Raw genomic sequence first — 22799 nt, forward strand, 5'->3', positions numbered from 1 at the left:
CCCTGCCCCGGGCCCACTGTGCGCGGGGGCCTCTGGCCGTTGGCAAATTGAGAGGTGCTGTGCAGCAACCGGATATGACTCCCACTCCGGAGAGAAGCGGGGTGGACCGACTAGACGACGAGGATTTCCCCGCCTACAGCATGGGTCGCGCCGCCGAGCTCCTCGGTGTGACCCAGGCGTTTCTGCGCTCCCTGGATGGTGCGCGCCTGTTGACCCCGCAACGGTCGGAGGGTGGGCATCGCCGCTACTCGCGCTATCAGTTACGGATCGCCGCGCGGGTGCGTGAGCTGATCGATGCAGGGAACTCCTTGGAGGGCGCCTGCCGGATCGTGATCCTGGAAGATCAGCTCGCGGAGGCGCAGGCGCTCAACGCCACCCTGCAGCACGCCCTCGACACGCACGAAGCCCGCGACTCGGAGCACCCGTAGCCCGTGCGGGGCCAACGCAGGCAGCCTGCGGTGAGTGGCCGACGAGAGAGCTCCAGATGGCGCGGACGTCCTGGACGCGCGAACCCGTCTGCCTCTGCTCCACAGGTGTGCCGGCCCTCCGACTTCGATGTCGAAGCCGTGCCCCGGGGTGGCACGTACACGGCATCGAGTCGCGGAGGCTGTCACGCCGAAACCATTCCACCGCAACGGTTGTCTCATCGTCCCGTGGGTTTCGATTTTGATCACACTGTGCGTGTTATGAACAGCGGGTTGAGTTCTTCCCACTCCGGCGTGTCCGCTGCGGTGTTCGGGCTGGGGGCTTTCTGATCCAGGAGTCCGGGCGTTTCCAGCAGTTCCGTGTACCGCTTGGCGGCTTCGGTTCGGGCCCGTTCCCGTGCGGCCTCATGGCATGCCATGATGGCCTTCGCCAGTCGCTCGGGTTCCACGGACATGGCGGCCTCTGAGATGTGCAGCTTGGTGATCGTCCCTTCCAGGTCGGTCTCGACTACTACTGCGCCGCCGGATGTCTCGGCACGACCCCGGCCCGCTTCGATCGCGCTGTGTAGTCGCGCGTTCCGCTGCTCCGATTCGGAACTCATGGTCGACCCCCTGAGTGTCGTTCAAGCGCACCCCGTGATCTGTCCGGAGCATCGGCCACCAACATTAGGGGCGCTGACGTGATAACCGCAATCGATGGGCGGTGCCGTTGCCCGCTTCGAGGGCGGTGCAGCCGGGGCGGGTTCCCACGAAAAGGTCATCCAGTCAGAAGTCGTTGGAACGGACCAATATTCGGTGCTTCGCACGCTGGGCTTGTCTAGGATGGCAGCTTTTCCAAAGCGCGTTTCGCCTGCTTGCGGATGGAGGCATACGGATGGTCCAGCAGTGGTTCGATCAGGTGGCGGACGCCGGTTGCTTTCATCTGGACTAGTGCTTTGATCGCAGCTTCACGCGGACCAGTGCCGAGTTAGCTGACTGCGAGATCGCGTGCTTCCGGTGTTTTGACCTTGCCGAGGTACTCGACGAGCGCGCTCTTGGGGGTGCCCTCCGGCAAGTTGGCGAGCAGGTCGGCGATCTGTGCAAAGTTCTGCTTGGCGGCAATCACCCCCAGGCCGGCGCATGCCCATTCCCGGTGCTGGGTCGGTAGAGGTGGTTGGTGCCGTACCTGGGCGATGAGGAGGTCGATGGCTTGCTGGTTGCCGCGAGCGGCGGGGTCGATGAGGTTGCGGATGAGTCCGGATCGAATGATGGAGCGGTGCTCGGTTTCGGGACCGGGGATTCGGGTCTCGAGGTGGGCAAGCCAGTCGATGAAGATGGGGATGCCCTGTGGGATGTTCTCGGACCGTTGGACAGATCGTCGAGGGTGTAGCACGGCACATTCACGGCCGCGAGTTCCTCCATGATCCGTCGGTCGAAACCGTGTTGACCGTGGACGTACCGGGCCGGCACGTTGTTCATCCAATCCGTGCCACCGTTTTCGCTGCCAGCGGGCATGTGTTTGTAGGTGATGAGGGCGTGCTCAGGGGTCATTGTTGTCATCCAGTTCTTTTCGCAACAGCTGGATCTGGCCGGTTCGGATCTTGTCTGCGATTACAGGGTCGTCGATCTGTGTCCGGTGATCGACCACCAACGTCGGTGTGTAACCACGTTCACGTGCCCACTGCTCCTGGATGACGATCTGGTCGCTGTAGCGGGCGATGTCGTTGGTGTTCTTCACCTCCATGACCTGGCGATTCACGTCGTCGACCACTCGGGGCACCGAGGTCTCTGAGCACAGGTCGATCCGCCGACCATGATCGACCGCCCAGTCCACCACGCCGAAGTCATCTCGCTCGAGGGCGACAGCTACCGGCTCGAGGACCGCTACCTCGGCCACGTCCCCGCCGCCACGACCAACGACTGAAAAGGGTGCAGCGCTGCTGCGAATTAGCCGCGTTGTAGAGCATGAGGATGGCCGGCCCCCAGAGCGGGGATTCCTCGGGATGCCGCACCTGATAGATCAGCCGGGTTCTCAATGCTGAACGCCCGCAGGGGGTCGACGATGGCAGCGCTGCCATGTGTGGCGGTTACGACGGACGGCCGCCGCAGCGCAATGGGGTATATCTACAGGGAACGATAGGCCGTATGCACGGTTCAGGCGCGCGGGCCTGGGCCGTGCATTGGGTTGTGTCCATGCTGTACGTGCCCCCGGGGCGGCACGTACAGCATCCACACAAACACCCACCCGCGGTGAACTGCGGATATCTGCCGACGTCGGGGTGAAGCGGCGCGTTCGCGGCCGGATTGGCAGTGCCTGACCTGCGGCCCGGTGCCGGAAGTGTCGAGTGCGGGGCTCCCCCTCCGGAGGCCCGCCAAGTGCGGGATGGGCTGGCTGGTTGCCGGGGAGGACGGGTTCGGTCGCGCCCGGCACCGGGATCAGCGAGTGCCGTCGTACGGCGTGCCGTGGGCGCGACGAAAGCGCCGCCCTGGAACTGTCATGCCCGTTCTACGGGCTCATAGTCGGCGAGCGCGGCCAATCGCTGTCCCTGGAGCAGTCCAGAAGATGCCGCTGCTATACCCCGGCAGCACCGTCGGCCTGTACCACGTTGAGCGAGACCATCACCTGATCGCGATCGCGGATCGATGGGTACGCGTCGGGAATGGTCGGTTCGATGGAGTACAGCATCTCACAAAGCAGGTCGCGCTCCTCGCTGGTGATCGGAATGTTGTGGTTGACCAGCGCTGCGGCAAGGTTGCTGAACAGCATCGGGTACTCGCCGACGGAGTGGAAGGTTCGTAGCTGGGCGAGTACCTTCTGTGGTACCCGGCCGGTCAGGGCATCCAGTAGAGCTTGGCCGACTCGCCGCCTTTCGTTGCCGCGTTTGATCCTTTCGGCGCGGTCTTCGGGCGTGAGGTGCCATCGCCCTTCCTCATCGCGCCAGGACTTCTCCGTCATGAGCGCCTCCGTTCTGCCTGCTCAATCAGTGCGATCGGTGTCAGTGGTCGCGTAGTCCGGCCCACGGCCCCATACCGCGGGGCTGTCTTCGGGAATATCGAGTTTCGATTCCGCCGCAGGCGGCCCAGTCCTTGCCCGTTGGGACCACCACGGACACCGCCATCAACGGGTAGAGCTGGCATGTCCGGACGCAAACCAGATGTCGCGTTCAAGCAGATTCTCCTCCAAAGCCACGTCACTTCGCTGGGCGATCACTGTCGACCGGGTGAGGTCAGCCGCCACCAGATCCGCCGCGGCCGCCGAGACCTCCGCGCCCTGGTTCGGAGTTTCCTGGTGCCGGCTGTTCGCGTCCAGGTGCCGGTCGGTCGCCGGGTCGTTGCCCGACGCCCGGAACTGCGGGCGGAGGATTCAGCCCGCCACCACCCTCCGAACCGTCACCCCCACCCGAACTCGATGGTGCCTGATCGCCCGATGGGGCGGGGCCGCTCGGCGGGTTGAATGCTGGATCGACGGTCGCGACCGGTCCATCGGCACCCTCCTGCCACACCCAACCGGGCGGCAAGGTCGGCAGTTCCGGCGGTGTTTCGGGGGCGGCAGGGTCCTCGGGCACGAGGATCAATCCGCCCGGGCCGTAGCCTCCCCAGGTGTAGCCCTCGGGTGGTTCGGGCATTCCGTTGGGCTGCGGCTCGGGGATCAGCTGTGGAGTCCCGTCGGTATTGATACTGCTCCACCTCCAGTTCGGTGGGGCTTCGGGAAATTCCGATGGCGGCGGTCCATCGGGATCGTCGGGGACCAGTACCCACGAATCTGGGTTGTCGAGCATGGGGTTGTCTGCCGCGCCGGGCGCCCAGTGGTAGCCGGGGGGCGGCTCGGGTAGTCCGTGCTGCGGCACCCTTCTGTCGGGGTCGGGTTGAGTCCGCAACGGCGGAGAATCCTGCCCGGCACCCGACTCGTCGGCATCCGGCTGCGGCGATTCGTATGTCGCGGCCGGTCCCGATTCGCCCGAATCCGACTCACCGGTTCCCTGCGAGTCCGACTCGTCGGATCCTTGCGAGCCACCGTCATTCCCCCCACCCTCACCGTTGTCCTCCGACATCGGTTGCGGGTCACCGTTCTCATCGAGCTGGGTCACTCCCGGCCCCCCAGTCGGATACGCAGTGACGACAGTGCCGTCCGGCATGATGGCTACCTCGATTGCGACGCCGTCGACGGTGCCCTTCACCAACCATGTGCCCTTGTCTTCCTGCCATTCAGGGGGCTGGTCGGGGTTGTTGGCGACCTGTTCGACGGCCCGCATGATGCGGTCCGGTCCCCAGTCCTCCGGGAACTCCGTTTTACCTGGATCTGTGGCGGAGCCGGACATATGCCCGCCCGACCCCTCCCCGTCTCCGTAGAGAATGTGGGCGCGCGCGGAATCGGCGTTGATCTGGCCCGGTTGGGGGTGGGGACCGGGCACGTCGTCCCACGGATTGCCGCCATCTTCACCGGGAGCGCGGCGCACGGCAGTCGTGGCCAGCCCGGATCGAAGCAGAGAGCCCAACGACGTACTGCCACCGCTGCGTCTAGCCGCAGCGGTGAACGCCGCTGCACCGGCCACAATGAGCGCTACTGTGCGCGGGTCGAATCCGTCGCGCTCGGCTGGTTCGGGCACCGGTGCGGGTGGTCGATCAGTGGACGGCGACCCCGGCCGGTCAGCGGACGGTGCTGGTGGCATGTCGCTGCGGAGTAAGCGTTGTTTGAGGTCGGCGAATTCCTGATCCGACAGCACGCCCTGCTCGTGCAGGCGCGCCGCGCGTTCCAGTTGCGCCACGAGGTCCTCACCCTCCGCGGGTGGCGGTGGTGTAGGCACTTCCCCGGTAGGTGGCTGTCCTGGGGCAGGTGGGGGTGCGGTCGGTGCCGGTGGGATGTTGCCGGGGAGGACGGGTTCGGTCGCGCCCGGCACCGGGATCAGCGGGGTGCCGTCGTACGGAGGTGCCGCGGGTGGGACGAACGCGCCACCGTTGGGGCCACCGCCAGTGCCGGGCTGGTCGGGCAGGGAGGGGATGCCCGGGGTGGGTGGGGCGGCGGTGGTCGGCATCCCGGGTTGTCCGGGCGGGGGAGGTGGTGGGGGCGGGCAGGAGATGCCCAGCATGGGGTTGGGGATGCAGATCGGTTGCGCCGCCACCGGAGTCGGTGCCGCCCACAGGGCGGCGGTCGCGGCACCGGTGAGGGTGAGCAGCCCGGCTGCGGCGGTGATCCGCCGCACGGTGGGTCGCCGTGTCGGCATGATGGTCACCGGGCTGGGGTCGAGGTGCTGCCGCCGGACCGCATCCGCTCCACCAGTTTGTCCGCGCCCTGCCAGAACAGTCGGCCCGCGATCGACATGACCACGAAGAAGCCCAGATACACCCAGATCGCGCCGTACCGGTCGGCCCACTGCGGGATACGGCCCAGCACTGCAAAAGCCGCGATCAACAGAACCAGGCCAACCACCACGGCGGCGACCGGCCGCGCCAGCGAGCCCGACGACTGCGGCGGGGCGGTGTCGTCGGTGTGTTGCCCGGGCGACTGCGTCGCGGCGGTGCTCATGGGGCGGAGTTCCTTCCTCTGCTGTACTGCGGATTTCGCTGAACCAGAGAACGCTGAACCAGAGAACACGGAGAAAGCGGTGCCCACGCGCGAAGACCTGATCAAGATCAGAACCATTGGGATCGTAACCGTCGATGACCAGCAACAACACCGATTCGATGGCGACAATTCGGTCACGCTCAGCCGAGTCGACGCGACCGCCCGATCACCAGGGGGGCGGTCAGAACGAGAGCGGATCGCCGAACACGGTAATGGTGTCGTCGGCGGCAGCGGTCGAGACGGTCAACGCCGCGACCGACCGCAACGCGACCTGCCCCACGCAGGAGTCCACACGCAAGGCGACGTCGTAGAGGGCCAGATAGCCGGTCGCGGCCGCAAGGGGCTTGGACCCCAGAGCGACAGTGGTGATGGATCCGGGCCGCAACGTGACTTGCACGCTCGGCGTGATCCCGGCATTGAGACCGGCGTTACCACCGAGGGTTCCGGAAGGATACTGGGACGCGGTGCCGCTACCGAGCACGCCGAGGTTGGCACCCAGCGTACCGGCCATCCCGAGGGTCATCCCCGAGGACACATCCGTATTGCAGCCGATCATCAACCCGACCGCGATCGTCGCGGACCGCACCGGCGAACGCCCCTGACCGCCGATCTCCCCGACAGCCATCACCGACAAGAAACCTTCACGGGAGAACGCGGCGGCATTCAACGCGATCGGCCACCGCTCCAGATTCTCCCGGGACTTGGTGACGGTGATATCCCAACCGTCGGCGGTGGTCACCGTCCGCGACTTGTCGGGGTGCCCTCCGCCAGCGCGGCACCGGCCCCAGAGCCGACACCGGCCAACACCACCGCCAGGGCCAGGCATCCCGCACCGACCACCGGCCGGATGCCACCACCGTCAACGAGCACGCCACACTCTCCTGTCTCAGATCCTCGACAACGAGCCGGACACGGCAAACCCCGCGCACACCCTAGACGACCGATCCGCCATGACCAGCGCATTCCCGTCCCCGACACGCCACACCCTCGACGGTGATGAGCCATCCACCTTCCACCGACAGCTCCCAGCCGCGGACCGATCGGACCAGAAGGAGTTCATCAATGCCAGCACTGGGAAATACCCAGACACATCGACGGCACCACGCTGATCATCGGCCTTACCGTCGTCCCCGCCGTCACGGTCATAGCCTGACCTACCGTCTCCAGGCCGGATCTCCGTGGCCACGTCTTCTCTGGCCCTCACGTCGATTCCGGCGCTACACGGCGGCACGCGGACCCCGACCACAGCCTTCGTCCGCAGTCGGTCCATGCGAAGGCTGCGGAGCCGATCCACGCCGTCAAAGCGCAACCACGATTGACCCACGGCTGGGCCGTGCCCGACTATCTGTTGCGAGATCAAAACGTTCCGAGATGTCGAAGTCGTGCCCCCAGGGTCGGGCTCGAACCGACACTGGGCGGATTTAAGGGTCAAGTCCCGGGGCGTGGTGTAACTGGGGTGGTCACCGCATGATCCGAATTGTCGGTCAGGCGGTGAGTTCTGCGGGTGTGGTGTCCTCCTGTTCGTCGGTGGTGAGCCCGCGGGAGCGGGCCAGGACGTCGAGGCCGAGGTAGCGGCGGCCCTCGATCCATTCGTCGTGTTGTTCGGCCAGGACCGCGCCGACCAGGCGGATGATCGAGCCGCGGTCGGGGAAGATCCCGACGACGTCGGTGCGGCGGCGGATCTCCTTGTTCAGCCGTTCTTGCGGGTTGTTCGACCAGATCTGCCGCCAGATCTGTTTCGAGAACGCGGTGAACGCCAGCAGATCCGCGCGTGCGGTGTCGAGGTGATCAGCGACCTTGGGCAGTTTCTCGGCCAACGCGTCGAGCATCCGATCATATTGAGCGGCAACAGAGTCCGGGTCTGCTTGATCGAGTACCGAATGCAGCAGGGTGCGGACCCACGGCCAGGACGATTTCGGGCAGACGCTCATCAGATTGACCGTGTAGTGGGTGCGGCAACGCTGCCAGGCCGCGCCGGGCAGGGTCGCGCCGATGGCCGCGACCAGACCGGCGTGGGCGTCGGAGGTCACCAACTTCACCCCGGCCAGCCCGCGCGCGACCAGGTCCCGGAAGAACGCCAGCCAGCCCGCGCCGTCCTCTCCCGAAGTCACCTGCAGCCCAAGGATTTCCCGGTAGCCGTCGGCGTTGACGCCGGTGGCGATCAGAGCGTGGACATTGACCACGCGCCCGTTCTCGCGGACCTTCAGCACGAGCGCGTCCGCGGCGACGAACGTGTAGGGGCTCTGATCCAAGGGCCGGGTGCGGAACGCTTCGACCTGGGCGTCGAGATCGCGGGCCATCATCGACACCTGCGACTTGGAAAGGCTCGTGATGCCGAGGGATTCGACGAGTTTCTCCATCCGCCGCGTCGAGACACCGAGCAGGTAGCAGGTCGCGACCACGCTGGTCAGCGCCCGTTCGGCGCGTTTGCGGCGTTCGAGTAGCCAGTCCGGGAAATAGCTGCCGGAGCGGAGTTTCGGGATCGCGACGTCGATGGTACCGACGCGGGTGTCGAAGTCGCGGTGGCGGTAGCCGTTGCGGTGGTTGACGCGGTCGTCGCTGCGTTCGCCGTAGCCGGCGCCGCAGGCGGCGTCGGCCTCGGCGCTCATCAGGGTCTGCACGAACGCCGAGACCATCTCGCGCAGCAGGTCCGGGCTGGTGGTGGCGAATTGTTCGGTGAAGGGCTTTCTCGGGTCGATAGGCTGGACACTGGTCATCGCGTGGACTTCTTCCTTCAGTGACTTTGTCGGTCTCTTGAAGGATCACGCGGTGACCACCCTCATGTCCGGGGTTCGGTACTCACCGGCCGAGCTACGAGCTGCTACACCATCCTGCTGGACGCAACCATTTTAAGATGGCAGCTCTCGACGTTTGCATGCCGATGGATAGTGTTGGTGCGCAGCGAGATACAGCCAATGAGCGACTGTTTGTGCGTTGGCATTGCTGGCGCGATTGGGTGCGATCGAAACTCCTACGGACTGGCTGCGGACTCCGCAATCACTACTCCCACGACCCCTGGGCGGCCGGTCCGGTCGTGTACTCGACCCACCAATTCGTGTAATCGCTGTCAGCCACCGGGTAGCCCGACCCGATATCGAGGTGCGCGAGGTGCTCTCCGGCCTTCGCCAGCTCGGCTTCGACATGTCGAGTGATTGCCGCATCTCGTTCGCGGTTGAAGTTCGTCAGACGATTGGGGACAGCGACGTATGTGGACGCCGTACGGGAATCTGTCATAGCAGAGATGATCCGGATTTGGCAGGCCCCGCAGAGGAGGCTCACGGCACAAACGTTCGATCGCCTAGAGGGCTGAACATCCGTGATCACGGAAGCAAGCCAGCCGCCCAGCAATCTGTACAGAATCCTGTACAGTGAAGAAATGAAGCCGATGAACTACACCGAGGCGCGAGCGAACCTCGCGTCGGTTCTAAGCAGCGCCACCGAAGATCTCGAAGAGGTGGTGATCACTCGTTCCGGCCACCAGCCTGCGGTAGTCGTCGCGCTCAGCGAGTATGAAGCGCTGAAGGAGACTGCCCACCTGCTGGGCAATCCGGCCAATGCCGGGCACCTGGAACGCTCTATCGCCGAGCACCGTGCCGGCGGCGCTTCTCCTCGGGAGCTGGTGGACATCGACGGGAGTGCTCCCGCCGACGCTCCCACTCCCAGGACGCCGCTGCGGATCTATGGACTGCCCGCATCAGCGAGTGCGAACGCCGCTTTCCCGTCCGGCCGACTGATCGCTTACGTGAGCAGCGGAAAGACGGGGGCATTTCTTATCAACAGCGCGCGTCCGGGCGACGACACTCGCGAAGAGGTAGACGAATTGGTAGCCGCCCTTCGTGCCGCCGAAGATGCGCGAGCGGATGGCTTGTTCCGCGAGATGCCAGACATGGGCGAATCATCGAAGGTGGCAGAACTCCTTCGCATCCTGTATAGGTCCCATTCGACCGAGCCCGAGCAGGAACCGGAGTCTCCCGATCCCGGACCTGCCGCGTCCAGTGCCGGAAAGCCCAAGGTGACTAAGTGAAGCTGACGTTCACCGATCCGGCCTGGGATGACTATCAGTGGTGGCTGGCGAACAACAAGCAGGTGTTGCGGCGGATCAACGCATTGATTGCGGACATCAAGCGCAACGGTCATGAGGGCATCGGGAAGCCGGAACCGTTGAAGCACAGCCTCGCAGGATATTGGTCACGCCGCATAAACGGAGAGCATCGGCTGGTGTACGCGATCGACACCGACGTAGTTGTCATCATCGCGTGCCGCTTCCACTACGAGTAATCGACGCAGGCCCGTGAGATGGAATTGACCATCGCACGCTCGGGGGGCGGTGCACCGCGGATCGGTTCCTTGCCATACCGCCGCGTCGCTCGCCATCAGCGCGGGCACCAATATCAAGGTGGTACAGCGGATGCTCGGGCACAACACCGCAACCTTGACCCTGGATCTGTACGGCCACCTGTTTCCGGACGATCTGGACACGGTGGCGGCGGTGATGAACGCGGGCGCGCTGACTGCTGCGGACGAATTGCGGACCAAGATCGATAACGCTCAGCAGGAGATCACGGGAAATGATGATCTACCAGCGGTTTCCTGAGTGCCCCCGGTCGGGATCGAACCGACACTGGGCGGATTTTAAGTCCGCTGCCTCTGCCAATTGGGCTACGGGGGCGCGGGGGTCAGCCTACCGAGCCGTACGGTTGTGCCGGAATCTTCTGGGGGTGGATTCGGGTGGGTGTCACAGGTGCGCCGCGGGGGGACGGCCTGGGATGCGGTGGTCGGGCCGGGTGCCGGCTGGTCGGGGCTGGTACCCGGCCCGGCGGGTCAGACGGTGCGGGCTATGCCCGCGAGCCAGTTGCGGAGCCAGGACGTGGCGGTGGTGCCGTTGGCGTCCACCACGTAGCCGGGGTAGGACTGGTGGACGCCGGAGCGGTAGAACTCCTCCACCTGGCGGGCCCACTGTTCGCTGGCGGGGTCGTCGGCGGGGGCGGTGAGGATGGCGTTCCAGCCGGGAGTGAGGGCCTCACCGAGGATGGCTTGGAGGGTGAGGGCGTAGTTGCCGAACTGGAGGGGGTCGGGGGCGGAGAGTTGGGTGAGGAAGCCGGCGAAGCGGCCCGCCAGGTCGTCGGTGGGGACCGAGCAGTAGAGATCGCCTGCGGCGCAGATGGTTCGGACCTTGGGGGCGAGCCAGCCGAAGCCGCCTACGCGCGCGCCGCCCGCACCGGCGCCGGGGACGGGCGGGCCGACCAGGATGTCGGTGGGTGAGCGGCGGGGGTCGGAGAGCAGGCCGACGGCGAGCACGCGGTCGGGCGGGACCACACCGAGGCCGGTGCCGATCTCGGCGGCCAGGTCACCGGCGGCGTCGGCACCCTGGCTGTAGCCGACCAGGGCGAAACGTGTTGCGCCGCAGCGGGCCGCCATATCGGCGATCAGGCCGCGGGCGGCATTGACGGCCTCGCGCTTGGAGCGGCCGTAGACCTCGCCCTCCCAGGGCAGGGCGGTGGCCGCGTAGCTGACGTAATCGGTGCGCACGCTGCCGGGCAGACCATTGGTCACCAGGGACAACATGCCCTGTTTCGGATCGTCCCGGGAGGTCTCCCAGGTGCCTGGCACCGCCACCACGTTCAGGGCGGGGCAATCACCCGGCGCGGCGTCCGCGCGGGGTGCGCCGGTCGCCCACACCATGCCCGCCGCCACCGCGGCCGCGACGGCGACACCGGCCAGACGAATAGCTCGCGTTCCACGCCGAAGCCCAGTTGCTCGCAACGACAAGGCCACACTCCTTGCTCGGTTCTCCGCACGCAGCGGATCATCATCCACACCGCGTGGATCGCGACGCTGCGGAAATCCACGCCCAGCCGACGGCCGAAACGACCGTAGCGAACTTCAGGCTTTCCGCGAAAGTGCTTTGCGAAGGTATTAACAATCCGTTTGGCCGGAGGTGACGACAGCGGCCGTCACCTCCGGAGCCGGATCGGTCAGTGCACGCCCTCCATGAGGCGGCTCACCCGAGGCGCGATGAACCAGACGGACACACCCACGGCGATGGTCACCAGGCCGGTGATGCCGAAGTAGGCCAGTTCATGCGCGGGGTCGTAGTACTTCGACAGCACGCCGGACATGGAGGTGCCCATGCCCACCGAGAAGAAGTACAGGGCCATCATCTGCGCGCGGAAGGCGTTCGGGGCCAGCTTCGTCGTCACCGACAGGCCGATGGGCGAGAGCATCAGCTCGGAGACGGCGAACGCGCCCAGCACCACGAAGACGAACAGGATCGGTACGGACTTGCCCTCGGTTCCGGAGAACACGGTGAAGAGCATGAAGGCCGCGCCCATCCCGATCACGCCGATGGCGAACTTGCGCGGCGTACTCGGCGCGCGGTTCCCCAGCCGCGTCCACATGACGGCGAACAGCGGCGACAGCGCGATGATCCACACCGGCTCCATGGAGCCGATCCAGTTCGACGGCGCGGTCCAGCCGAACACATTCCAGTCGATGCGTTCATCGGAGTACACCGCCAGCACGGTGAAGATCTGCTGGAACAGCGACCAGAACACCGCGTTCGCGATGAACAGCGGAATATAGGCCCGCACCCGCACCCGCTCGATGGGCTCCACCTTGGCGCTGGTGAGCATGATGACGAAGTAGGCGATGGAGGCCAGCACGATCACCCCGGTGGTGACGTCGGGCAGATTCTCCAGGGTGAGCAGTCCGGTCATCCATGCGAGTACGACCACCACGCCGAAACCGGCCACCGCGGCCACCGTGCGCGGAATCTCGGGGCGCGGCAGCGGGTTCGGCACCTCGCGGCCGTGGTCGCCGAGATTGCGGCGGAACACCACGTACTGCGTCAGGCCCAGCGCCATGCCGATGGCGGCCGCGCCGAAGCCGTAGTGGAAGCCGACATGCGATTGCAGCAGGCCGGTGATGAGCGGACCGGCGAAGGCGCCCAGGTTGATGCCCAGATAGAACAGGGTGAACCCGCCGTCCGCGCGCGCGTCGCCCTTGGCGTACAGGGTGCCCAGCAGCGAGGAGGCATTGGCCTTGAGCGCACCGGAACCGAGCGCCACCAGCACCAGGCCGACCGCGACGCCCGCCAGGTCCGGGATGATCGCCAGCGCGATATGGCCCGCCATGACGACCACGCCGCCGTAGAAGACGGTGCGCTCCATCCCGAGCACCCGGTCGGCGAGCCAGCCGCCCAGCACCGTGGACAGATAGACGAGACCGCCGTACGCCCCGACGATGCCGGTGGCGGTGGCCTGCGGCATGGCGAGACCACCCTCGGTGGTCGAGTAGTACAGGTAGTAGCCCAGGATCGTGAGCATGCCGTAGAACGAGAAACGTTCCCAGAGCTCCACGCCGAACAGATTCGCGAGGCCGATGGGGTGCCCGAACAGGGTGCGTTCGGCCCCCTCCTTCGCGAGAGGTGTAGCTGTCATGTGCGTCACCCTCCCATATTGGGCAATTGAACAGCAACATCGGGGACGCACTCCCGTCACCGCTTGTTCAACCGCACAAACGGGCCGTGACCTGGGTTGTCGCGGCCATGCGCCGATCCTATCGCCGGGGTGCGACCGACAGCGCGATGCCGTCCAGGATGTCGTGCTCGCTGACGATGAGCGCGTCGATTCCGGCGCGGCGCGCCAGCTCGTCCGCCAGCACCTCGGTGATCACCGCGCCACCGCCGATGACGTCCACCCGGCCCGGATGCATGGGACCCAGCGCCGCCCGCTCGTCGTGCGTCATGCCGATCAGCCGATCGCAGACGGCGCGCACCTCCGGCAGCGTCAGGCGCGTGAGATGTACCTTCTCCGAATCGTATTCGGGCAGGTCGAGGGCGACGGCCGCCAGCGTGGTCACGGTCCCGGCAACGCCGACCCAGGTGCGGGCGCGCTCCACCGGCACCACGCCGAACGCCTGCGCCAGCCGTTCGGAGGCGAAGAACCGCCCGGACGCCACCTCCTCCGGCGTCGGCGGATCGCCGCGCAGGCAGCGTTCGGTGATCCGCACACAACCGATATCGGCCGAATAGGCCGCCTGCACACCGGAACTGTCGCCCAGCACCACCTCGGTGGACCCGCCGCCGAGGTCGACCACCACGAAAGGCCCGTCGGCACTGGATAATTCGCCAACGGCCCCGGCGAAGGACAGCCGCGCCTCCTCGTCCCCGGTGATCACCTCGGCCTGCGCACCCGGCACCACGCGCCCGAGCTCCGCGCGGGTCATGGCGAAGAAGTCCTCGCGATTGCTCGCGTCGCGGGTGGCGGAGGTGGCGACCATGCGCACCCGCGAGACCCCGGCGTCGAGCATGAGATCCACGTAGTCGTGCAGGGCGGCGCGGGTGCGCTCGATGGCCTCGGGGTGCAGCGAGCCGGTCGCGTCCACGCCCTGCCCGAGCCGCACGATGTGCATCTCACGGTGCACATCGGTCAGATGCGGCGTCGCCGACGCCTCCCCGGCCGGGGCGACATCGGCGATCAGTAGTCGGATGGAATTGGTGCCGCAGTCGACGGCGGCGATCCGGTCGGTCATGAACTACTCCTCGAATACTCCTCCGGCTACTCCGCGGCGGCCGAATCGGTCCCGTACGCTTCGTATTTCGGCCAGTCCGCGGGAATCGCGGTGCCGCGCAGGCCGTGGTCGGCGGCCAGCGCCACCGCTTCGTCGCCGAGCGGATTCACTCCCGGCCCCTTGGCCAGCGAGTGCGCGATCAGCACGTGCAGGCATTTCACCCGATCGGGCATGCCGCCACCGGCGAAATCGGTGCCCAGCGATTCGATGGCGTCGCGTTCGGCGAGATACCCCTCGTAGGCCGCGCGGTAGGCGGCGGCCAGTTCGGTGTCGCGTCCCAGCCGCTCGGTCATCTCGCGCATGAGGCCGGTGGTCTCCAACCGGCTGGCCTCGGCGGTGAGCCGCGGATCGGTCAGATAGAACAGCGTCGGGAACGGGGTGCCGTCGGGCAGCTTCGGGGCCGTCTTCACGACGGCGGGCACACCGTCGGGCGTGCGGTAGGCGATGGCGAGCACCCCGCGCGGGGCGCGCCCCAGCTGCTCGGCGACGATCTCGAGATCCCGGTCGGTGGGCTCTTCGTACGTCACCCGGGTGCTCCTTCCTGCGTGGGTGTGGGCTGCGGCTCGGCGATACTGCGCCACAGCTCGGTGTACCAGGGGTCGGGTTCCCGCGGTGTGCTGGTCGGGCTCGGCACCGCGGGTTGTTCGATACCGGGCACCTGCACGATGTAGGGGGTTTCGCCGGGCATCACCAGCCGCAGCCGGTCTCGTGCCTCGGCCCGGGTGTAGGCCGGATCCTGTTGCTGCGCACGGCGATCGCGCAGCTCCGCCACCTCGGCCTCCAGCTGCGCCCGCTCGGCGGCGAGCTGCTGGGCCTCGGCACGCTGGCTGAAATAGGTGCGCAGCGGCACCGCGAGGGTGAGGGCCAGCGCGGCGACCACCGCGGCCAGCAGCACCGCCCGCCCGGTGGACAGGCCGAGGATCTTGTGTTCGGACCGTGCGGGTTTCGCGGATTTGGCGGCACGCCGGGCGGCGGCCCGCGCTCCGGCGGTGGTGCGGCCCTTACCGCTGGCCGCCGGTCGCGATCTGGCGGATCGCGACGAGCGGCGGTCCCCGCGTCCGGCCGGACTGGTACCGCGCGCTCGCCGCTCCGTCATCTCACACCTCGAAACTCAGCCGATTCGACACCCGGGGGCCGTGCGACCCCCGGGCTACCGATTTCCCGAGCCCGATTATTCAGCCTTCGAACGCGAAACGCGGGAAGGCGACGTCACCGGCGTAGCGCGCCGAGTCGCCCAGGGCGTCCTCGATGCGCAGCAGCTGGTTGTACTTGGCCACGCGCTCCGAGCGGGCCGGTGCGCCGGTCTTGATCTGACCGGAGCCGACGGCCACGGCCAGATCGGCGATGGTGGTGTCCTCGGTCTCGCCGGACCGGTGGCTCATCATGGTCTTGTAGCCGTTGCGGTGCGCCAGGTCCACGGCGTCCAGGGTCTCGGTGAGGGTGCCGATCTGGTTGACCTTCACCAGCAGCGCGTTGGCGGCGCCCTTGGCGATGCCCTCCTCCAGGCGCTCCGGGTTGGTGACGAACAGGTCGTCGCCGACCAGCTGCACCTTGTCGCCGATGGCGTCGGTCAGCGCGACCCAGCCGTCCCAGTCGTCTTCGGACAGCGGGTCCTCGATCGAGACGATCGGGTATGCCGACAGCAGTTCGCTGTAGAACTCGTTCATCTGGGCGGCGCTGCGCACGCTGCCCTCGAACTTGTAACCCTCACCGGCGGTGTAGAACTCGGTGGCGGCCACGTCCAGGGCCAGCGCCACATCGGTGCCCAGCTTGTAGCCCGCCTTCTCGATGGCGGAGGCGATGAGGTCCAGCGCGGCGCGGGTGCCCGCGACGTCGGGGGCGAAACCGCCCTCGTCGCCCAGACCGGTGGACAGGCCCTGCGACTTCAGCACCGACTTGAGCGAGTGGTAGACCTCCGCACCCCAGCGCAGCGACTCCTTGAAGGTCGGCGCGCCGATCGGGGCGATCATGAATTCCTGCACGTCCACGCCGGTGTCGGCGTGCGCGCCACCGTTGACGATGTTCATCATGGGCACCGGCAGCACGTGGGCGTTGGGACCGCCGATGTAGCGGAACAGCTCCAGGCCGGAGGATTCGGCGGCGGCGCGGGCCACCGCCAGCGACACGCCCAGCAGGGCGTTCGCGCCGAGGCGCGACTTGTCGGGGGTGCCGTCCAGGTCCAGCAGGGTCTGATCGACGGTGCGCTGCTCGACCGCGTCCAGGCCGATCACGGCCGGGGCGATCTCGTCCAGCACGCCCTCGACGGCCTTCTGCACGCCCTTGCCCTGGTAGCGGTCTCCGCCGTCGCGGAGCTCGACGGCCTCGTGCTCGCCGGTCGACGCGCCGGACGGCACCGCCGCCCGGGTGAGGGTGCCGTCGTCGAGAGCGATCTCGACCTCGACGGTGGGGTTACCACGAGAATCCAGGATCTCGCGAGCTCCGACCTGTTCGATGATGGCCACGAAACGACACTCCTTCGGCTGCTTGCTCGGCAGGTCGCACGGCATTCCCGTGCGGTGCCGAGCCTAACGCAAGGTTGCCCGGCCGCTCGCCCCGCCAGCCGGTCCGCCCGACCGGCGCAAGCAGACCGCGGCCGGTGACCGGTGGTTTCCGCCGGACGCGTTCGGCCCGGCGGACCGCGCTCAGGCTCTGCGCCCCACGCTGTAGGCCGCCGCGCGGTCGCGCACGGTGTGCATGTAGACGTTGGACTGGTTGTAGGTGAGCAGCGCCCGCTGCCAGCCCTCGGGGCCGGTGAGGTCGCCGCCGCTGGCGCACAGGTAGCGGGCGGCGGTCAGGGCCGCGTCGTCGATGCTGTCCGGATCGGCGATGCCGTCGCCATTGGCGTCCACGCCCCAGCGCTGCCAGGTCTCCGGGATGAACTGCATCGGGCCGAGGGCGCGGTCGTAGACGGTGTCACCGTCGAGCCTGCCGCCGTCGGTGTCCTCGATGCGCGCGACGCCGGGCGAACCGTCCAGGGGGATCCCGCGAATCGGCGGCGACACGGTGCCGTCCGCGGCGACGTCGGCGCCGCGGTGGGTGCCGTGCCGACTCTCGACGCTCGCGATGCCCGCGATGGTGGTCCAGGCGATGCCGCAGTCCGGCCGGGCGCGCGCCATGACGGCGGCGGCATAGCCGTACGCCTCCAGCGACACCACCGGAATGCCCAGGGCGTCGGACTGTTCCTCGGCCCAGCCGCGCAGCTGCGCCGCGGTGCGGCCGGGCGCGTCGATGTCGATGACGGGCAGCGGCGCACCCGGACCGGGCGGGATACCCTCCGGAATGGGCGTGAGATCCACTGCCCCGCAACCGGTTAGCAGCACGAGGGCGCAGGCCGTGCCCAGCAGGCCGGCGCGGGAGATGACGGCGCCAGCGCCGGCCTTCACGAAACGCACGTTATTCATCATCCAGACGAAGCGGCGCATCGGCCACGATGTGCCGACGCGCCCGTGCCGAATCGGCCGAATCCGGGGTGCCGGCAACCTTTCAGCACTACCCTTCCATGCCAACCCGCTATTTCTCTGCGACACGCCGGACGCTAAGCACAGGCTAGCCTAACCTCAGTAAGCCGTGTACTTTTCACCATCGAACGTCCGCGCACCAACGATGCGAAGAAGGGACAACCCTCGGTGAAAAGCGTTCTCTTCGAACGTAACTCGCTTCACCCCGCCGATATCGAACGACGCGCGCTGCCCGCGGCGGCGTCACGATCCATCCGCGACCTCGCCCATGAGATCGCCGTCACACTCGGACATGATCCGGCGATATCCACCACCCTCGCACATTCGACGCTGATCGACACGGTCGACACCCGCTATCGGGAATTGCCCGAGGCCGTACACGAGGCCATGCGCGCGCCCGCCACCGCCGCGGGTGTCACCATCATCGGCGAACTGCCCGTGGCCGACGCCGAACTCGGCCCCACCCCCATCGACTGGCGGCAGGCGGCGGCCTGGGCGGGCGATCCGGTCCGCTGCGCCGCCTCCTTCGAACTCGACATCGCCATGCTGCTGCTGGCGCGCTGTGCCGGCGAGCCGTTCGGCTGGCAGGGCCAGCAGGCGGGGCGGCTGGTCAACAACATCGTGCCCAGTCCGGGCCACGAGCAGGAACAGACCGGGGCCAGCAGCACCACCCTGCTCGCCCCGCACACCGAGGACGCCTTCCACCCGGAGCGCGCGAACCTGCTCATGCTCGGCTGCCTGCGCAATCCGGACCGGGTCGGCACCACAGTGTCGTCGGTGCGGCGGGTGCGGCTGGAGTCCTGGCAGCGGGCACGATTGGAGCGCGCGCTGCTGCCCATCCATCCGGATCTGTCCTACGGCAGCGAATTTCCCGCCAGCCCCGCGCCCGCCGTGGCCACCCTGGGCAGTGACGCGGACGCGCTCACCCTGCGCTTCGATCCGGCCTACACCCCGCTCGACGAGGCGGACGCCGAATTCCGGGCCGCCTACGATCATTTGGCGCTGGAGCTCGAAAGGGTGTGCATCACCGCGGCTTTGACCCCGGGAGAACTGCTGCTGGTGGACAATGACGTTGTGGTGCACGGCCGGGTGCCGTTCAAACCCCGGTACGACGGCACCGACCGCTGGCTCAAGCGGGTGAACATCCGACTGCCCGGGCGGCGTCGCGCCGAGGCCGAGAGCACCGAGAACGGGTACGGCCAGCGCACGGTGTCGCCGTTCCGCTACGACCCGAGGAATTAGCAGGTGAATACCCGATCCACCCCGCTGCGAGTGCTCAGCCGCAGCGATCTGGCCGATGTCCCGATCAGTCCGGGCGAGGTGGTGCGCGCCGTCGAAGACGCGTACCTCGCCTTCGCGGAGGGGAATTCGGATAACCCGCGCAAGCTCAGCGTGGCGCATCCGGACGGCTGGTCGGTGGCCTACGCCATGCTCGGCCGCGACGGTCGCCGCCGCGTGGTCGCCATGAAGACGTCCTACAAGTTCGATCCGCACCACGATCGCAGCACCAAGCGGTACTACACCACCATCACGCTCTACGACGACGCCACCGGGCTGCCCATCGCCATGATGGACTGTGCCCGGGTCGGCGCGCTGCGCACACCCGCGGTCTCGGCGCTGCTGGTGCGCGAGACCGTCCGGCCGGGTGCGCGCAGCGTGCTGCTGATCGGCACCGGCACCCAGGGCCGCAACGCCCTGCCGCATCTGCTGGCCGCCAATCCACAGCTGGACCGGCTCATGCTCTACGGCACCCATCCCGAGGGGCTCGAGGCCGTCCAGCGCGAGCTGCTGCGCCACCAGCCGCGTGCGGAACTGGAGATCGTCTCCGACCCGCGGGCGGCCGCCCGCGACGCCGACGTCGTGCTGGCCACCGCCGGGCCGGGCACCAAGGTCGCGGTGGAGGCCGATGATCTCGCGCCCGGTGCGGTGGCGGTGCTGGTCGGTTACGGGTTGGCCCCCTCCACGCTCGGCCGGGCCGATCGCGTGATCGCCACCAATGCCGAGCAGATGGCCCTGACCGGCACCGATATGGCCGATGCCGACGGCCGACTACGTCCGGTCGACGCGGAGCTACCCCAGATCCTCAGCCGCCGCGCGACCGGACGACTATCCGACGACCAACGCATCTTCGTCTACAACAGCGGTCTCGTGCTCACCGATATCGCGGTGGCGCACGCACTGGCAACGCTCGCGATCGCCGAGGGGCGCGGCACGGAGGTGCCGCTGTGGGACTGACCGGGTGCGACAGCGAAAGGGGAGAACGCTGACGGACTTCACGAAAACCCTGACCGCGGTGGCGGATACCAACGGTGCCGACTCGCACACCACCGACCCGCACACCGACCACGATGGCATCACTCGCGATGACATCACCGCCGCGCCGCTGCCCGCCCACCGCGACCCATGGGAGCGAAGGCTGCTGGCTCACCCGAACCTGTTGCGCGAGATGGCGACCGAGATCGGAGGCCCCTTCCACGTCATGTACCCGGCTCGCGTCGGGCACAATATCCGCGCCTTCCGCCAGGCGTTCGCCACCGCCGGTGTGGTGGGCACGATCTACTACGGCAAGAAGGCCAACAAGGCCGACTGCGTGGTCGCCGAGTGCGCGGCGCACGGTGCGGGCGTGGATGTTTCGAGCACCGCCGAACTGCACGCCGCCCTGGCCGGAGGAGTCGACGGCGGGGACCTCATGGTCACCGGACCGGCCAAATCCGATGAGCTGCTGCGGCTGGCGGTGCGTGCGCGCGCCGTCATCGCCATCGACGCGCTCTCCGAACTCGATCGCCTGACCGCGCTCGGCGGTCCGGCGCGGGTGCTGTTGCGCGCGCTCCCCCCGGGATCCGACAGCCGCTTCGGCCTGCGCGGCGATCAACTCGACCTCGCCGTGGCGCAGACCGACCCGCAGACGATTCGGCTGGAGGGCTTCAGTTTCCATCTCAGCGGCTACGACTACCGGCCCCGCGCGGAGCTGGCGGCGGCACTGCTCGAGCGCTGCCGGGAGGCCCGGGGCTGGGGGCACCCGATCACGACCATCTCGATCGGCGGCGGCTTCGGTGTCGACTACGTACCCGAGGCGGCGTGGACGGCCTTCCGGACCCGGCTGAGTCCGCACTGGTTCCACGGCGATTGGGAACCGAAAGACCTCTACCCCTACCACTTCCCGCATCCCGGACCACGCATGCTGACCCGGGTGCTCGAACACGACGGCCTGGCGCAGCGGTTGCGCCGCGAGGGCATCGGACTGGCGGTCGAGCCGGGGCGCGCGCTGCTGGATCGCGCCGGGAGTACGGTTTTCGGCGTGCAGGGCGTGAAAGACCTTGTCGCACACGGACATTCGTACCTGATGCTGACCGCGAACGGCACCAGCCTCAGTTTGTCCGAGCAGTGGTTCGGCAGCGAATTCCTGCCCGATCCGGCGCTGTGGCCGCCGGAGCCGGGCACGGTGACGCCGACGGCGGTGGGCGGCGCGTCCTGCCTCGAGGACGACATGATCAGCAGGCGGCGCATTCCGCTGCCGCGCGCCGCCCGCACCGGCGATCTGCTGATCTACCCCAATACCGCCGGTTATCAAATGGACTCCAACGAGTCCGCCTTCCACGATCTCGCCATTCCACCGAAGGTCGTTCTCCGGGACATTCCGGGCGATTCCTACGAATGGTCGGTGGAATCCCGAATTACCGAACGGTAGCCGAAACTCGGGCCGCGGTGGTGCTGACAACTCCACCATCAACGCTTAGGCTTACCTAGCGTTTCAGGCCGGTCGGCCGCGCTCGAATCCATCCATGCCCTACCCGATCCTGAGGAGAATCCCGCGATGTCGGTTGTCACCCGTGTGACAGACCTGATCGGACACACCCCGCTGTTCGAACTGGCCGCCACTGACACCGGCACCAGGCTGTATCTGAAACTGGAGAATCTCAATCCCACCGGCGCGGCGAAGATTCGCATGGCCCGCGCCATGGTGGACGATGCCGAACACCGCGGCCTGCTCTCCCCCGGCGGCCACATCATCGAGTCGACCTCCGGAAATACCGGACTCGGCCTGGCGGTTGTAGCGGCTGAGCGTGGGTATCGCTTTACCGCGGTGGTCGACCACCACGCCTGTAGGGACAAGTTGCGCGCGATGAAAGCGATGGGTGCCGAACTGGTGTTCGTAGCGGAGGAAGGCGATGACAGCCTTTCCACCTCGGCACGTGAGGAACTCGCCGAGAAAATGGCGCGCGAGGAATGCGAGGCCGCACTCGGCGCCGGAACAGCGCCGAATGCGTACTTCACCGAACAGCACAACAACGACGCCAATGCGCTCGGTTACTACGCGCTGGCCGACGAGTTGCTCGATGAACTCGGGCGGGTGGATGTGTTGATTTCCGCCGTCGGCACCGGAGGCTCCATGTTCGGCACCGCGCGCCGCCTGCGCGAGCGCGGAATCGAACCGCTGCTCTACGGGGTGGAGCCGGTCGGCTCCATCGCCTTCGGCGGACCGGCCGGCCCCTACTGGCAGTCCGGCACCGGCACCCCGGAGGGAGCCGATCCGGGCAAGATCGTCGCCGAGGACCTGGGCCTGCTGAAGGAGGGCGTCAAGGTCTCCGATGTGGAGGCGTTCGCCACCGCGCGGGTCCTGGCCGCCAAGCTCGGCCTCATGATCGGCGGCTCCGCGGGCGGTTCGGTATTCGCGGCCCTGCGGCGACTCGACGACTTCCCGGCCGGATCGGCCGTGGTCACCATTGTCTGCGACGGCGGCGAGAAATACCTCGACACCGTGTTCGACGACGAGTGGATGAACGACCGCGACCTCCTGGACGC

At 67.5% G+C, this 22799-nt stretch carries 24 protein-coding genes, 1 tRNA gene and 1 pseudogene; 9 read left to right on the plus strand and 17 right to left on the minus strand.

Features of this window, described 5'->3' with window-relative positions; genetic code table 11:
* Positions 1–74 precede the first annotated feature (74 nt).
* Positions 75–428: a MerR family transcriptional regulator gene (locus tag QK444_RS10415; RefSeq protein WP_349239516.1), complete on the plus strand. Its 354-nt coding sequence runs from the start codon at positions 75–77 to the stop codon at positions 426–428.
* A 242-nt stretch (positions 429–670) separates the two neighbouring features.
* Here QK444_RS10415 and QK444_RS10420 read toward each other — a convergent pair whose 3' ends face one another.
* From QK444_RS10420 to QK444_RS10430, 3 genes are all read right to left on the minus strand, one after another.
* Positions 671–1027: a YbaB/EbfC family nucleoid-associated protein gene (locus QK444_RS10420; RefSeq protein ID WP_282779326.1), complete on the minus strand. Its 357-nt coding sequence runs from the start codon at positions 1025–1027 to the stop codon at positions 671–673.
* A gap of 365 nt (positions 1028–1392) precedes the next feature.
* On the minus strand, positions 1393–1797 hold the full coding sequence (locus QK444_RS10425; RefSeq protein WP_282779328.1) for a hypothetical protein: 405 nt from the start codon (positions 1795–1797) through the stop codon (positions 1393–1395).
* Positions 1798–1944: 147 nt separating this feature from the next.
* Positions 1945–2241, minus strand: a complete 297-nt coding sequence (locus tag QK444_RS10430) for a putative toxin (RefSeq protein WP_349239517.1) — start codon at positions 2239–2241, stop codon at positions 1945–1947.
* Between QK444_RS10430 and QK444_RS10435 the strand changes: the two are divergent.
* Positions 2218–2328: pseudogene (locus tag QK444_RS10435) on the plus strand (IS21-like element ISAau2 family helper ATPase IstB); the annotation flags it as partial. The gene QK444_RS10430 and the pseudogene QK444_RS10435 sit on opposite strands and share 24 nt — an antisense overlap.
* A gap of 648 nt (positions 2329–2976) precedes the next feature.
* Here QK444_RS10435 and QK444_RS10440 read toward each other — a convergent pair.
* The 6 genes from QK444_RS10440 to QK444_RS10465 all read right to left on the minus strand — a co-directional run bounded on the left by QK444_RS10440 (position 2977) and on the right by QK444_RS10465 (position 8684).
* A complete protein-coding gene (locus tag QK444_RS10440) occupies positions 2977–3360 on the minus strand; it encodes a hypothetical protein (protein ID WP_282779330.1) in 384 nt (127 codons plus the stop codon).
* Between the two features lie 271 nt (positions 3361–3631).
* Entirely contained in the window at positions 3632–5626 is a 1995-nt protein-coding gene (locus QK444_RS10445; protein WP_282779332.1) for an EndoU domain-containing protein, read from the minus strand.
* A 5-nt stretch (positions 5627–5631) separates the two neighbouring features.
* Entirely contained in the window at positions 5632–5928 is a 297-nt protein-coding gene (locus QK444_RS10450) for a hypothetical protein (RefSeq protein ID WP_282779333.1), read from the minus strand.
* A 220-nt stretch (positions 5929–6148) separates the two neighbouring features.
* Positions 6149–6706 (minus strand): MspA family porin, encoded by a 558-nt coding sequence (locus QK444_RS10455; RefSeq protein ID WP_282779334.1) that lies wholly within the window; start codon positions 6704–6706, stop codon positions 6149–6151.
* Entirely contained in the window at positions 6703–6837 is a 135-nt protein-coding gene (locus QK444_RS10460) for a hypothetical protein (protein WP_282779335.1), read from the minus strand. The genes QK444_RS10455 and QK444_RS10460 overlap by 4 nt, the downstream gene beginning before the upstream one ends.
* Before the next feature lie 614 nt (positions 6838–7451).
* Positions 7452–8684, minus strand: coding sequence for an IS256 family transposase (locus QK444_RS10465; protein WP_282779336.1), 1233 nt, complete (start codon positions 8682–8684; stop codon positions 7452–7454).
* A 599-nt stretch (positions 8685–9283) separates the two neighbouring features.
* Here QK444_RS10465 and QK444_RS10470 point away from each other — a divergent pair.
* Genes QK444_RS10470 through QK444_RS10480 form a run of 3 tightly spaced genes read left to right on the plus strand, consistent with a single transcriptional unit; the run spans position 9284 to position 10561 of the window.
* Positions 9284–9991 carry a type II toxin-antitoxin system prevent-host-death family antitoxin gene (locus tag QK444_RS10470; protein WP_282779338.1) on the plus strand — a complete coding sequence of 236 codons (708 nt, stop codon included), beginning with the start codon at positions 9284–9286 and terminating at the stop codon, positions 9989–9991.
* Positions 9988–10245 carry a Txe/YoeB family addiction module toxin gene (locus QK444_RS10475; protein WP_282779339.1) on the plus strand — a complete coding sequence of 86 codons (258 nt, stop codon included), beginning with the start codon at positions 9988–9990 and terminating at the stop codon, positions 10243–10245. Before QK444_RS10470 ends, QK444_RS10475 begins: the two co-directional genes overlap by 4 nt.
* 49 nt (positions 10246–10294) lie before the next feature.
* Complete coding sequence (locus QK444_RS10480) at positions 10295–10561, plus strand: hypothetical protein (protein ID WP_306358113.1); 267 nt, start codon at positions 10295–10297, stop codon at positions 10559–10561.
* Position 10562: 1 nt separating this feature from the next.
* Here the strand turns inward: QK444_RS10480 and QK444_RS10485 are convergent.
* The 8 genes from QK444_RS10485 to QK444_RS10520 form a co-directional block, all read right to left on the minus strand.
* A tRNA-Leu gene (locus QK444_RS10485) sits at positions 10563–10636 on the minus strand.
* A gap of 152 nt (positions 10637–10788) precedes the next feature.
* Entirely contained in the window at positions 10789–11736 is a 948-nt protein-coding gene (locus tag QK444_RS10490) for a cutinase family protein (RefSeq protein ID WP_349239518.1), read from the minus strand.
* Between the two features lie 206 nt (positions 11737–11942).
* Positions 11943–13406 (minus strand): peptide MFS transporter, encoded by a 1464-nt coding sequence (locus QK444_RS10495; RefSeq protein WP_282779341.1) that lies wholly within the window; start codon positions 13404–13406, stop codon positions 11943–11945.
* A gap of 118 nt (positions 13407–13524) precedes the next feature.
* On the minus strand, positions 13525–14499 hold the full coding sequence (locus QK444_RS10500) for a Ppx/GppA phosphatase family protein (protein WP_282779342.1): 975 nt from the start codon (positions 14497–14499) through the stop codon (positions 13525–13527).
* Between the two features lie 26 nt (positions 14500–14525).
* Entirely contained in the window at positions 14526–15065 is a 540-nt protein-coding gene (locus QK444_RS10505; protein ID WP_039817083.1) for a DUF501 domain-containing protein, read from the minus strand.
* Complete coding sequence (locus QK444_RS10510) at positions 15062–15634, minus strand: septum formation initiator family protein (protein WP_282779345.1); 573 nt, start codon at positions 15632–15634, stop codon at positions 15062–15064. The genes QK444_RS10505 and QK444_RS10510 overlap by 4 nt, the downstream gene beginning before the upstream one ends.
* Positions 15635–15713: 79 nt before the next feature.
* On the minus strand, positions 15714–17000 hold the full coding sequence (gene eno, locus QK444_RS10515) for a phosphopyruvate hydratase (protein ID WP_282779346.1): 1287 nt from the start codon (positions 16998–17000) through the stop codon (positions 15714–15716).
* A gap of 180 nt (positions 17001–17180) precedes the next feature.
* Entirely contained in the window at positions 17181–17879 is a 699-nt protein-coding gene (locus QK444_RS10520; RefSeq protein ID WP_282779354.1) for a lytic murein transglycosylase, read from the minus strand.
* 285 nt (positions 17880–18164) lie between these two features.
* On the opposite strand from QK444_RS10520, the gene QK444_RS10525 reads away from it, so the two are divergent.
* The 4 genes from QK444_RS10525 to QK444_RS10540 form a co-directional block, all read left to right on the plus strand.
* Positions 18165–19238, plus strand: coding sequence for a TauD/TfdA family dioxygenase (locus QK444_RS10525; RefSeq protein WP_282779348.1), 1074 nt, complete (start codon positions 18165–18167; stop codon positions 19236–19238).
* A gap of 30 nt (positions 19239–19268) precedes the next feature.
* Complete coding sequence (locus tag QK444_RS10530; RefSeq protein WP_029931274.1) at positions 19269–20231, plus strand: ornithine cyclodeaminase; 963 nt, start codon at positions 19269–19271, stop codon at positions 20229–20231.
* A 58-nt stretch (positions 20232–20289) separates the two neighbouring features.
* A complete protein-coding gene (locus QK444_RS10535) occupies positions 20290–21684 on the plus strand; it encodes a Y4yA family PLP-dependent enzyme (RefSeq protein WP_282779349.1) in 1395 nt (464 codons plus the stop codon).
* A 126-nt stretch (positions 21685–21810) separates the two neighbouring features.
* Positions 21811–22799: cysteine synthase family protein (locus QK444_RS10540; protein WP_282779350.1), on the plus strand; the 989-nt coding region annotated here is incomplete at its 3' end.

It is taken from the genome of Nocardia sp. CC201C, assembly GCF_030010695.1.
GTDB classification, from domain to species: domain Bacteria; phylum Actinomycetota; class Actinomycetes; order Mycobacteriales; family Mycobacteriaceae; genus Nocardia; species Nocardia otitidiscaviarum.